The organism is Acetobacter sp. UBA5411, assembly GCF_002409645.1.
Lineage (GTDB): Bacteria > Pseudomonadota > Alphaproteobacteria > Acetobacterales > Acetobacteraceae > Acetobacter.
On record NZ_DHNR01000024.1, the window covers coordinates 31,327 to 44,150 of the forward strand.

Genomic DNA, 12,824 nt, shown 5'->3' on the forward strand with positions numbered 1-12,824 from the left:
TGTCCTTCTGTCCTTCTGTCCTTCCGTCATTCTGTCCTTGTCGAATGTTGACAGGTGTCAACTCGCCGGTCGCACCAAAATCCGTTTTGTCCCTGAGCCCCAAGAGTTCGGTTGACACCTGTCAACTCGATCCGTAAATGCGGTTATAGTATTTTTTCGCGCCATCTACCGCATGTGGTGGTTTCGAGCGCACATCAGGAATTTACCGATGGACCTAACGACGCCGCTTGAAGAGGGCATGGACGTCCTACTTTCTGAACAGGCAGAAATGCTTTCCACTCAACTACAGGCACATCGCATGGAGCTGTTTCCTCCAAATGCGCGAAAGGGTTTGAGACAATTTCAAATCGGGGAGGTAGCCAAGCTTATCGGGGTGACCCCTGCCTATCTCCGCAACCTCGCATTAGAGGGGAAAGGACCAAGCCCTCATGTGGGGAAGGGAGGCCGTCGCAGCTATTCAGCTGAGCAAATCTGGGAACTAAGGCGCTTCCTCGCATCGAACACCCGGAACGGCCGGAACTACTTGCCAACGCGCAATGAAAATGAAGGTCTTCAGGTAGTCGCTGTTGTAAACTTCAAGGGTGGCAGCGGAAAGACAACATCGGCAGCCCATCTTGCCCAGGGACTAGCTCTTGACGGTCTGCGCGTTCTCGCGATTGATCTGGACCCGCAGGCCAGCCTGTCAGCGCTCCATGGTTTCCAACCTGAGTTTGACGTCCATACCAACGAAACACTCTATGGTGCGATACGATATGACAACGAGCGACGTCCGCTCTCAGATATCGTTCGCCACACAAATTTTCCCGGCTTGGATATCGTGCCGGGCAATATCGAACTGATGGAGTTCGAATATGAAACGCCGAAGCTTTTGGCGTCCTCAGACCAGGCTGGCGCAGTATTTTTCTCGCGTGTAGACGAAGCGCTACAAGAGGTGGAAGATGACTACGATGTTGTTGTGATCGACTGTCCTCCACAACTCGGGTATCTTACAATGTCTGCAGTCTGTGCTGCGACAGGTCTTCTTATTACTGTTCACCCGCAGATGTTGGACGTTATGTCGATGTGTCAGTTTCTCATGATGATGAGCGACGTGATGACTCATTTACGCAACGCGGGTGCCAACGTGTCTTACAGCTGGGTCCGCTACCTTCTTACACGATTCGAGCCGTCCGATGGCCCGCAGACGCAGATGGCAGCGTTTATGCGCTCGTTATTTGGCGACCACGTCCTGACGCATCCGATGCTCAAGACTACGGCCATTTCAGATGCGGCGATTACAAAACAGTCCCTTTTTGAAATCGAGAGAAAGCAATTTACCGGATCGACTTATGACCGCGCTTTGGAATCCGTCAACGCAGTTAATAACGAGATACGAGAACTCATATTTCGTGCGTGGGGAAGGGACGGCTAGCCCGCTGTTGACACCTGTCAACAGCACTTTTGAAATACATGAGGATTTAGAACATGGCCCGTAACCACACGCTCGGAAAATTACTATCGACCCAAACCGACGCCAATCGCCCAAACGAAGTAAAACCGTCAGGTACGTTTAGCCGAAGCGGTGCGCTCGGGTCTGTTGCTCGCAGCCTTGGAGACCTCAAAGCTAAGGCGAACGAAGCCGAAAAGCTTGAGGAGAAACTTCGGGACGGAGCCCATGTGATTGAGCTTGATCCAGGGACTGTGGACCCTTCGTTTCTACCTGACCGTCTTGATGCTCCAGACGATACATTCTTGTCGTTGAGAGACGCCATCGCAGATCGTGGTCAACTGTCGCCGATTCTGGTCCGTCCGAACCCTGTAACATCAGGACGCTATCAGGTCGCTTTCGGTCATCGAAGATTGAAGGCTTGTTTAGAGCTTGGCATCACCGTCAAAGCGATAGTCAAGGAACTGAGCGATGCAGACCTATTAATCGCTCAAGGCCAAGAGAACAGCGAGCGCACAGATCTTTCTTTCTTAGAGCGTGCTCTTTTCGCAAAAAAGCTCGAGACGCTAGGTTATGGTCGTGACGTTGCCATGGCCGCTTTAGGAATAGATAAGACTGAACTTTCTCGACTCATCAGTGTCGCGAGAGAACTCGATGACGAAATTGTAGCCTATTTGGGGCGTTGCCCGAGTATCGGGAGAAAGCGATGGTTGGACTTCGCTGACGCATTAAAATCTCCGGGTGGGCAGAAACGCTGCCTAAAGTTTATTCGTGAAACAGCTGAGCACAACGCGGACGATGAAAAGCGCTTTATGGCGGCCTACAAAGCAGTGGTCGGACCGAAAGCCTCATCTGTCACGGGAGCGAACCGCGAGCCGTTATCTTGGCAATCGCCTGACAAGGATTTGATTGTGAAGGCCGAATCTGGCGACCGAAAAGGTCGCATCGACATTCGGAGTGAGAAATCGCCTGAGTTTGTCTCCTTCTTATTGGAGAAGATCCCACAGCTGTACAAGGATTTCTCGAAGGTCAGAAAGAATACTCAGTGATCTACAGGTGGAGGGGAGGGTGATAGGACCACTCCCCTCTCCGTGACTTTTACTTTTGCGGCTCTGTAGGCAGCCAAGGCTAACGCAAGAGGTTCTTGAAATTCTGCTTTGAATTGGCGCAACAGTTTGAACTCGCGACCGAACTGCTTCCATAACGCCGCCCAAGAAACAGGCGTTTCGTCACGCAGAGCGTGCAAGCGAAATGCCAGCCAGAGATAAGCGTCAATCGCTCGTGGCGATGTCTGGATATCTTTAATAGCCGCGCGGTCGATTAACACTGGATGACGACGCAACTCATTATAAAACGCCTCAGAAAGTGTAATTTGTTCGATCATCCGCGTAGTCCGCTTAGTGCGGGGATCGACCTCGCCTACATAGCGGAAGCTTTCTACCAACCGTTCATTTACGACCACGCCCGCTTGGTCATTTCCAAACTTGAAGTCGATTGTGCAGGTCGCGAGCCGTTCAATCTGTTCCAAGAGCTTCCTGGAAATTGGACCGCCACGGCTCAAGCCAAGCTTTTTGAGTAGCGCGGCGGGACTTTTGCCAAGATATATTTCTCTACTGCGATTCTCGAGTGCTTCGGACTGCCAATCAATCAGGAGCAGTCGAGCGATTGCACCAGAGGGTACTGACAGGTCTTCTCTTACGTCATCATCTCGAAGGCGCACCCCTGGCCGTACTAGGAGCTGTGCGTAATCCGTCTTTATTAGCCAGTCCTCGCCAGGGTCGCGATCTTTATGTGGGAGACCAGCAAGACACCATGCGGTGTACGTATATCCGACCTCGCCGCCACCTTCCGCTTCCCTTACGAGAGATGAGGATACGGCATCTATCACTTTACGGCCCGAACGCCCGGCGACTACGTCGAGGAGGGACGGGGGGCGTGGTGAGGGGCGATTAGCTGCATATGATTGGGCGAATGTCAGAGCTTCATTTGCTCCGTGGGTCTCTACGAGCCCGTGGAGATTTTCAAAGAGATCATCCTGCTCCGGGGCTCGGTCTTTCACACTGGTTATCCAAGCTATTCCAAGGTGATGAGAAAATGCACGGTCTTGTGAGCCTGTCGATGTGTTTCTTGCTGACGGCGCGGATGATGTGTTCGTCCCTGACGCACTGCTGGCGTCGGAGTGTTGTTTGCTGACGCAAGAACAATTTAGGAAGTATTGTAAGTAATATTGTTTCGTCGGCAATCAACACGTGGATAAAAACCTAGTGCATTGAAATGTAGATATTTTTTTTTGGCTCCAATTTTCGGTGTCGGCAACGAACACATCTCGCTATGTGGATAACTGCCTGCGCTGAAGCGGTCGGTTGCATCCGTCGGCAAAAAACACTGGGAAAACTCTATCGAAATAAACGTCAGCAGAGAACACAAAACTCCCTTTTCACGGCGTTAAGACTTTCTTAATTGAAGAATCAGACTCGAGTCTCTGTCGGCCATCAACAGGTCACTTGGGTCGTCAGCAAAAAACACAGGTGTCTCGCGTCGGCAATGAACACAAATGCGGGGCGGATCACTCGGCAATCAGAACCGGGTCTTCCCTGGATGCTTCGTGAGCGCCTGATCCTCTTCGATGTAGGCTTCCAACACGCGGTAATCGCGGTGCCGCGAGAAGCGCTTGAGCGACGTGAGGTCGAAGCCGTCCTGCGCGCCGGTTGTGATGGCACCACGGCGTAGACTGTGGCCACTGAAGTCACCCTCGATCCCGGCCGCATGGCAACGCTGTTTGATGATCTTGGCGACTGACCAGTCCGAGAGGCTCTCCGTGCCGATTTTCGGGGCAGGGGGCGGCTTGTTGTCCTTCGTAGCCGCCGGTGCCCAGATCCGCGGGAAGGCCGCCGTGTTCGTGTTCTCGCTGTCGGCCTTAGCTCCCTTGGTCTTTTTTTTCGGCGTCAGCTTTGACTGCCGCAGCCACGTCTCCCAGGCGCGCACCGGACAATGCCGGGTGATCCCGCGCGGAATGATGATCGTGGTACCGTGATGCTTCTTGTCGCCTTTAGACCGGGGGAGGGTGATCCGCATGCAGTCGTCGTCGAGCGTGACGTATTCAAGCTGGATCGCGGCCAGTTCGGATCGGCGCAAGGCGCCGCCATAACCGATCAGCAGAATGGCGCGGTCACGGGCGTCCACCAGCGAGGTCATCGGGATCGCATCGACAACCTCGCAGATCATCTCCCAGGTCAGACCCTTTACCTGACGCGGCAGTGTTTTCCTTGGGGCGCGATGAATGCCCGCCAGCGTCTCGGAGACGAGCGCGTGTGTAGTCGGAATAGGAAGATGGGCGATGTGATGGAGATAACGCAGCGCCGCGCGATGCAGTTCGATCGTGGCCGGCTTCCGTCCCCGCAATGCGAGATCCGCGAGATAGGTCGCCACGTCTTCGCTGTGGGCGGGGAGGGCGGAAAGCCCATGACCTCCCGCCCACGCACACCAGCCTGCGATGGCCGAGCGATAGGCGCGACGGGTATTGGCGGCCTTGCCAAGCTGCACGAAGGCACCAACGGCCGCCTGCGATGTCTTCAGTCGCCCGTCGTGTTCGGGGATCTCCACTTCGGACAGGGCGGCGAACCAGCGCGCCACATTGGCTGGAGCCTGTCCGATAGGAGCAGGGACGGAAATCACGTCCGGACCTTCTCTCTCAGCCTGCGCGGACATTGGCTTGCCACGGTCAACCGGAACCACGGCCGCGACGAACGCCAGCCGTTGGCGATCAAGTTCCAGCACCAGCTCAAGCCGGAAACCAACAGGAAGGTAGGGGAGGGCGGTTTCGACCATCGTGCGGGCAACGGCGGCATGTTCCGCGCTTTGGGGGAGTTCAGTGTCTGGTAGGAAGTCCCCATCGGGAAGCGAGTTGCCGGCAATGAACACGGGGAGGGGAGGGGAGAAACAGGCGGTCGAGAGGATGGGTCGCAATACTTCAGTTGAAGCGTCAGCTTCACCCAGGCGTTGCCGGGTGAGGCGATCCACCTGTTCGAGAACACGCGGGAGAAGAACGGGCCAGGATCCGGTCAGGTGGAGAGCGTCAAGCATTGCCCGTTATTGTTTAGCGGGCAGGGGTGAACTTGCCATCCCCGAAAACGACGGTTTCACCGCTGGTCTTCGGCGACCCAACACTTGGACGCCCCGTGTAGTCACCGGTCGTGGCGTGCAACGTGCCCCGGCTTACCCTGGCATGCACATCGGGACTGCAGTCTCCAAACACTGGACTAAGGCGGGCTGGCGAGGTGGTGAGATCGACTGCCTGAAATTGCATCTCGCAGGCATTACCGCCTGCGCTCTCTGCGAGCAGCACATAGGCATGTCCCTGTCCTGTGTAAGGGCCGAGAAGTCCAACGCGCTCATTGTTGGTGTCATGCGTCAGGACTGATCCGTCCACTGCAATTACGTGATCTGTCTGACCAACTGTGCGCACTGTGATTTGATGGTCCCTCACGGTGAGAGAGGTCACCGGTTCGGTCGCATGTGCTGGACACACGACAAAAACGGCAAAAGCCAGAAGTGCTGAAATCTTCTGCAAGGCAAACTCTCCGGGAGTTGGGTGTCAGTCGCAGCCGTATTTCCTAGTTGGGGCCCAGTATTCACCTTCCTCACCCATGGCCCATTTTCGTTTAGCCCAAGAGACAGTGATCGGGTCTCCCTCCTTAAAGGCGCCAAACTCATTTTCATCAACGAGGAAAGTATCTGGCCCTCCACTCTTATATCGAACAGCTAAATGGTATTCGCTATACATTGGAGCACGGTTCAAAAAACTGCCTCCTCCTCCTTTTTGTTCGATCCATGCTTTCGTTATTACCCCACATCCGCCCGAAGGAGGAGAAGCGCTAGCTTGTGGCATCGGAACAGCGTGCCCTTCAAAAGCATGGATACCCCAGGTTATAAGGACGCCAGTTGCGATCGTGCAGACGATATATTTCAGGTAATTTTGCATCATTTTCTTCTGTATTTGAGTATCAGCGGAAGACTGCATACGCTGATGGTATAGCTGCCGAAAACATCAAAATTAGAATCTTCTTCATAACAAATCTCCGGGGTTTGGATGTCAGTGTTATTTGGCGTTGGCATTCGGAAGAAACTCTCCCTCTGCCGATTAGTTGTCATCATAGTTTACACCTGATCATCTGTCAAGTAAGTTGACAATTAATTCCGACATGGGTTATAAACAAATCTCACACAAAACAGGGTTTTGAAATTGTCCGATTGTCCGCAGGAGGCTGGACAGCGCGCGTTAATTGGATACGTCCGCGTCAGCACCAATGACCAGAACAATCGCAGTCAGATCGACCAGCTAGTAAAATATGGCGTCGAACCGGCAGCAATTTTTGAGGACAAGGCCAGCGGGAAGAACATGCAGCGTCCCGGTTGGATAAACTGCTGGAAGGAATTGCGCGGCGGTGATGTTCTCGTGGTTACTGCGATAGACCGCTTGGGCAGAGACCTAGTTGAAGTGGTGCAGACAGTCAAAGCCCTGCACGACAAAGGTGTTGATTTGAAGGTTCTTTCAATGGACCTCGATACGAGAACCGCGACGGGGCGACTGATTTTCGCAATCATCGCCGCGATGGCTCAGTGGGAGCGCGAGTTGATCGTTGAGCGAACAGTCAACGGCTTGGCAGCGGCACGAGCCAGAGGCAAGACCGGCGGACGGAAAGAGGTTGTATCGGATGCACAGGTTTTAGAGGCCATAAAACGGATACAGGCCGGAGAGAGAGCCGCAGATGTAGCGGACGATTATGGGGTGACGCGGCAAGCTATTTACAGGCGTGCCAGAAACATGAGGACTGCAAAGAAATGACTGACAACCGAACGATAGGTCCGCGTCCGCATGGTATTAAGAATTACAGCGAGACTTTCCGGACAATTGGAGGTCAGCGTTACAACGCAAGAGTAACAGATCCATCGGATGAGCTCATCAAGGCTTATCGTCAATATGGGATACACTGTCGCCGTCTTGCAAACATCTTGTACGTTCACAACTGGGAGAAATTCCCCGGTTGCGAGATGATGAGAACGGTTATGGCCCCTGTGGACGAGGTTTCATCCCGCATGTTGAAATTCCTTCCGAGATTGAGGCCGCGTATCAGCATGTTCATGGACTTTTGGAAAATCATGAAAAAGTGAAAAATCGTGTGCTTACATGAGACGCAGCCAGAAGAAGTCCGAAGATTTAAACCTAATTGAGATGAACAGCGTGGGAGCAAGTAAATGACGCAGGAGCCTGCCGAACAATACGTAATAATCCACGGATATACGGCAAACCCTCAGGCGAACTGGTTTCCATGGCTGGCAACAGAACTGGAAAAGGCAGGTGCAACCGTCACCGTTCCGGCCATGCCTTCTCCGTTCGAACCCAGATTGGATGAGTGGCTGGCAACCGTAAACGCAACGGTCTCGCCTCTAAAGGGTAACGTCACGCTCATAGGACATAGTCTTGGGTGTGTGACGCTACTCCGCTATCTTATGTCGTGTCCCGATACAGAAAAAATTCCTGGCTATGTTCTCGTTTCTGGCTTTGACAGAACGCTGTCTACTTTACCTGCTTTGAGTTCATTTACTGAAGAAACACTGGATTACGACGCACTGCGCAGCCGGTTCCCGTTTCGCGTTTCAATCTTCTCAGACAATGATTCTATTGTGGATCCAAAGGTATCACGCGATCTGGCAGTGTCTCTCGACACAGAAGAAATTGAAATTCCGTCAGGAGGGCATTTCCTCGACAGGGAGGGATTTACCCAATTGCCCGCGTTACTCCAAGCACTCCAGAAAAGAAAAGAGATTCTGAATCTACGCCAAAAGCCTTAAGAGCGGGAAACGGATGAGGTGATTTCGTGCCTATTCATGGTTCTTCTTTCCATAATTTGTCTGATATGTGAAGCGTTTTTTCGAACATTCCATGTCTGAGATGTAGGCGACTGCTGCCTGTCTGCTCCTGTATCGCTGAGCAGACAGGCAGATCGGGGGGGGATTCGGCCTGTCCGCTTTGGAGCGTCCCAACTATGTATCCTGCCGTTCAGTCAGCTGCGTGTGACAGCCGCTGTGCGTTTCGGAGCGGTCACTTAATCCGCTCGAGTTGGGCCTCCGAAGAGGACACCGGCTGATCGTGAGTTCGATGGGCCGAGCCATGCCACGAAAGCTTCCTTCCCGGTCGAGCGTGGTTGGAGGAGTCGGACCAAGAGGAGACTTCGAGGGCTAAGGACGGTATTTGGCGTCGGACGTGAGTTTCTCGACGATCGTCGCATCGGTAACAACGTAGGCATCAAAAACGCCGGTGGGGCTTGAGGTGACGAACGCGGGCGGGGCTCCCGTGTAGCTTCCTGTGAAGAGATCGATGTGATTGCCTTTGATGCCACCTCCGACGTCACCGGCGATAACGTAGCCATCGTGCTTCCGTCTCGTACCCTTGTCGTCAAAGGCAAAGCCTGCGAGGCGCGGGATATATAACACCGTCCCAATCGGGATTTTGGTAGGATCAACGGCCACCGTGCGAAAAGGCACAAGACGAAACCCTTTTACGCCCAGCCCAAAAATGCCGTTGCCGCTTACTCCAGCCCAAGCCTGCAAGCTCAAGGCATCGTTGACAGACGGGCAAAGCGCGGCGAAGAAACAGGTTGCGGACCGGCGCGGCGCCAAGCCATCGGCGTTGTAGATCGCGCTCTTGGTTCGATCGTGGACGGCGATGGTGCCTTGGAGAGCACCGAAGCAGAACTGGGATTTCGGGATGCTGATGCCAATCAGCGAACCGTCACGTCGCAGAAGTGGCGCGGCATCTGCTGCCGTGGAGCTCTCGACATAATGCACGTAATAGCGCGTGGCATATAGCCGTAAGGCCTTCTCTGTCGTTTTGAATGGCAAGTTGTTGAAATCGTCAGCTCTGACGCAAGCGGGCAACAGGATGCCTGCAATAAATGCAAAAGTCAGATAACGCTCTAGAGGACGCATTTAGCGATCCTAACCTCTGAGGACCCTTACGAACTATAACAGGATCAGGCGATCGTCTGCAACGGGCCGAAAGCTGCTAGAAGATGCCCGGTAGCGAGCGTCCGTTTCTCGCTTCGGCCTCTCCTTAGCAGACGGACTGCTCCCGAAGTCGTCATGTTTCGATTGCGAAGCGCCCTCATTTGGTCATGGCTAGGCACTTGCCTTTATCTTGAAAGAGCACATTTCACCGAGACCTGGTGTGTCTTACAACTAATGCCACCAGTGAGCCGACGCTGCTGGCTATAGCCTCACTTCGATTTTTTGTATTACGTTGGTAAAACTTTCAAACCTTTCTGGAACGAGAGTCATTGCCAAAGCCCACGTTAAAGACGGTAGCATCGAAACAGCCGCGCGAAACCGCCGGCCCATCCGCGTTCAGAGCCTTTGACTTTCAGGTGAACGTGTCGATAGCGCTGGTCCTCGACATCTTCAAGCAAGGCAAGGAATTCGTCGCCCTGTTCGATCATCACGACGATCTCGTCGTTTTTGTTGGAGAAGGTGAGAACTCAGAGCTTTCATTCTACCAAGTGAAATCGAGTAGCGAACTGACTTGGACCGCCAAGAGACTCGCTAGGCGAAGCCCGAAGGGTGAACTGCCGAAATCCATTATCGGCAAGGCCTACTATAATATTGCACAGTTCGGCCCAGAAATTCGCCGAGCATCAATATTGTCGAACCGACCACTGAACGCAACCTTGGCTACGGCCACCCAATCTGGTCTCCACGATGGCGAGCTTTCGATCGCCGATCTCTGCTCCGCTGATCAGAAAACAATAATGAAGTCGCTAGAGGAGGATTTCCCTAGCGGTTTCGACAAGAGGCTCGCGACGCTTCTAACTTTCGAGCGTGTTCCATTCGATCTGGAAAGCTATCGCGCCACGGTGCTTGGCAGGATCGTAACGATGCTAGAAGAACTCGATCCGGATTTTGTAGCCGTCTCCAGCCCTTTCTATACGACTCTCCTTGCTGCCGCGGGTGAATGTACCGGCAACAAGACCAAGTCGGCGACTGTCGAAGAATTGCGTAAGCGTGTTGCTTTGGACCGGGAAGCGATCAACCGCCTGATCGTACGGGTTCAGAGCAGGCGGAAAAATCTTGTCGAATGGTGGTCTAGCGTGAAAGACGAATTTGCTGCCGATGGAATGAAAGCGATACAAATCCAGCGTATTAAGAACATGTGCATAGCGTATGTTGATGCCCGGCGCGTTGGAAACAGGGCAGCCACCAATCTGAGCGAAGCGATCCGCGGCTCAATCGATAAGACTGCAGTGAGCACGATCGAGAGCGTAAAGGAGGCGGCCGTAGCCTTGAGAGCCCACGGCCTCGTTGAGCCCACATCAGAGCCCTACGATCTCCAGTCCGCGATGATCGTTGAATTGATGGAAGCCATGACATGACAGACGACAACACGATGAGACTGCGGCGAGTCCTTCGAAAACTCAGTGAGAGTAGCAATGCCAACGGTAAAATTCAAAAATCTCTACCTGTTGTCGCAAGTCGAAAAGAGAGCGTTGCACGTACCATTGCGTTCACAAAAACTGTTGATTCAAGGCGCAAACGGCTTTGGAAAGTCAGTTATAATGAAGAGCTTGTACGAGACTTTAGGAGCGACGCCGAACAAGATTGACGACCGCTGGAAGAAAGCCAACGTATCGAGTTGCCTCGAATTTGAGTTCGCGGGTGCGATCTGGTTTTCGGTAAAGGCCCATGGAGTGCTTTCGCTCTTCGATGACAAGGGCAACAGACAGTTCTGGGGGCTGCGACTGGTCAAGGATTGGGGGCCAAAGCTTGCCGAGTTCTTCGGCTTCAAGCTGGAGATGGTGGACAAGGATGGGGAAACATTAACGCCGCCGCCCGCGTATCTGTTCGCACCGTTCTACATTGATCAAGATGGAAGCTGGGACAATACTTGGGTCTCCTTCCGCCAGGACTTCTACCTGCCAGAAAGTGCGCGCACGCTTGCGGATTATCATTCAGGCATACGGCCGGATGGCTACTATGCCGCCAAGGCCGAACTTACGAAGGAGAAGATCGTCCTTTCCAGCTTGGAGACTGCTGTCGACACGCTTCGCCAGGCGATGACCCAGATTGAAGAGATCGAAGGCACGACCCCAATCTACGACTTGCAGGAATTTGCCAGCGAGTGCGATGATCTTGTTGCGGAAAGTGAGAGTCTTCTTGTGCTGCAGGCGAGACATCGTCGGACGATATCCGACCTTCATGAGGAATCTCATCTTGTCAGGGCCGAAGTGGCTCTCCTGAGGAATACTCTGAACGAAATGCGAGGTGAGTTCGACCTCGCGTCCTCGTTACCACATCAGGTTGAGTGCCCCACCTGCGGGTACGAGTACCAGAACTCCCTTACCGAAAGGTTCGCCTTGATCGAGGATGAGGGCGTCTTGTCGAAGGCGCTGACTGAGGCGAAGTATAAACTGGGAAGACTTACCGAAAAGGAACTGGCCGAGCGAGGAAAGCTTGACGAGATCAGTGCAAGCCTGACACGCGTCCAAAAGATTCTCGAAACGGAAAAACAGTCGCTGTCCCTCAATGACGTGCTCGTCGCGACCGGCAAAACCGAAGCCGCCAAGCTTCTCCGGGTATCGCTGAACGAGAAGATTGTGGCGGCGGAAGGTTCCAGAAATAAAACCGAGCTTCTGCGCGCTTCGATGAGTAAGTTCACCGAGAGAACGCGCACCACAGAGATCATGAAATTTTATCGCTCCCGACTGTCGATGTATTCGCAGGAACTGGACGTCCATCTCGACGCACCGGAAAAGCAGTCAATCGTTTCCATCAACGTTGCGCGAGGAAGCGAGGGACCGCGGGCTTTATTGGCATACTATTATGCGTTTCTTTACACGAAGATTAAATTCACGACGAGCATCAGATTCCCTGTCGTGATTGACTCCCCGAACCAGCAAGGTCAGGACAAAGTTCACCTTCCTCAGATGTTGAAGTTCATTTTCGATCACGTTCCCGACGACGTGCAGACCATCGTTGCTACCGAGGACGCTTCAGGGCTTAAATTCGAAGGGGTCGCCATCGCCACTTATGGCGAAGCCAAGCGCCAAATTCTTCGTGAAAACGAATTTGATCGGGTTAAGAACATCTTCGACCCATTCTTCCAAAAGATACTGGCTGCAGAATAACGCAGTTACGTTCCAATTACGCGCGGCTATAAATAGATTCAGAAGCTATCTAGAGTAGCTCTCGCAATTTTCTCGCTCACCACCCTCAGCGGGGAGCGACCGTTTTGTCGTCTGTTGATAGATGCGACAAACTGGACTGTCGATCGAGAAAATATGTCCGCTAATGGTGCAGTATCGACTGCGATTGAACGTCCAGTTTGAGGGCAATTCTGTTGAAAAAG

Annotated in this window: 11 protein-coding genes; 6 read left to right on the top strand and 5 right to left on the bottom strand. The window is 53.2% G+C overall.

The window, feature by feature from the left end:
- Nucleotides 1-208 precede the first annotated feature (208 nt).
- Both repA and repB read left to right on the top strand, forming a co-directional pair.
- Entirely contained in the window at nt 209-1,411 is a 1,203-nt protein-coding gene (repA, locus tag B3759_RS07565; protein WP_291365191.1) for a plasmid partitioning protein RepA, read from the top strand.
- A gap of 53 nt (nt 1,412-1,464) precedes the next feature.
- Nucleotides 1,465-2,475, top strand: a complete 1,011-nt coding sequence (repB, locus tag B3759_RS07570) for a plasmid partitioning protein RepB (protein WP_291365193.1) — start codon at nt 1,465-1,467, stop codon at nt 2,473-2,475.
- On the opposite strand, the gene B3759_RS07575 is transcribed toward repB, so the two are convergent.
- From B3759_RS07575 to B3759_RS07590, 4 genes are all read right to left on the bottom strand, one after another.
- Complete coding sequence (locus B3759_RS07575) at nt 2,469-3,485, bottom strand: replication protein RepA (protein WP_349679294.1); 1,017 nt, start codon at nt 3,483-3,485, stop codon at nt 2,469-2,471. The genes repB and B3759_RS07575 overlap by 7 nt on opposite strands.
- 518 nt (nt 3,486-4,003) lie before the next feature.
- Nucleotides 4,004-5,509: a tyrosine-type recombinase/integrase gene (locus B3759_RS07580; protein WP_291365195.1), complete on the bottom strand. Its 1,506-nt coding sequence runs from the start codon at nt 5,507-5,509 to the stop codon at nt 4,004-4,006.
- A gap of 13 nt (nt 5,510-5,522) precedes the next feature.
- Nucleotides 5,523-5,996 carry a hypothetical protein gene (locus tag B3759_RS07585; protein WP_291365197.1) on the bottom strand — a complete coding sequence of 158 codons (474 nt, stop codon included), beginning with the start codon at nt 5,994-5,996 and terminating at the stop codon, nt 5,523-5,525.
- Between the two features lie 24 nt (nt 5,997-6,020).
- The gene (locus B3759_RS07590; RefSeq protein WP_291365198.1) at nt 6,021-6,446 is read right to left on the bottom strand and encodes a hypothetical protein; all 426 of its coding nucleotides are present in this window, start codon (nt 6,444-6,446) and stop codon (nt 6,021-6,023) included.
- A gap of 216 nt (nt 6,447-6,662) precedes the next feature.
- Between B3759_RS07590 and B3759_RS07595 the strand changes: the two genes are divergently transcribed.
- Together B3759_RS07595 and B3759_RS07600 are read left to right on the top strand one after the other, a co-directional pair.
- Nucleotides 6,663-7,271 carry a recombinase family protein gene (locus tag B3759_RS07595; RefSeq protein ID WP_291365199.1) on the top strand — a complete coding sequence of 203 codons (609 nt, stop codon included), beginning with the start codon at nt 6,663-6,665 and terminating at the stop codon, nt 7,269-7,271.
- A gap of 410 nt (nt 7,272-7,681) precedes the next feature.
- On the top strand, nt 7,682-8,278 hold the full coding sequence (locus B3759_RS07600) for an RBBP9/YdeN family alpha/beta hydrolase (RefSeq protein ID WP_291365201.1): 597 nt from the start codon (nt 7,682-7,684) through the stop codon (nt 8,276-8,278).
- 387 nt (nt 8,279-8,665) lie between these two features.
- Here B3759_RS07600 and B3759_RS07605 read toward each other — a convergent pair whose 3' ends face one another.
- Nucleotides 8,666-9,415 (bottom strand): 3D domain-containing protein, encoded by a 750-nt coding sequence (locus B3759_RS07605; RefSeq protein ID WP_291365203.1) that lies wholly within the window; start codon nt 9,413-9,415, stop codon nt 8,666-8,668.
- Between the two features lie 347 nt (nt 9,416-9,762).
- On the opposite strand from B3759_RS07605, the gene B3759_RS07610 reads away from it, so the two are divergent.
- Together B3759_RS07610 and B3759_RS07615 are read left to right on the top strand one after the other, a co-directional pair.
- Entirely contained in the window at nt 9,763-10,851 is a 1,089-nt protein-coding gene (locus B3759_RS07610; RefSeq protein ID WP_291365205.1) for a dsDNA nuclease domain-containing protein, read from the top strand.
- 57 nt (nt 10,852-10,908) lie between these two features.
- Nucleotides 10,909-12,603: a hypothetical protein gene (locus B3759_RS07615; protein ID WP_291365207.1), complete on the top strand. Its 1,695-nt coding sequence runs from the start codon at nt 10,909-10,911 to the stop codon at nt 12,601-12,603.
- Nucleotides 12,604-12,824 lie beyond the last annotated feature (221 nt).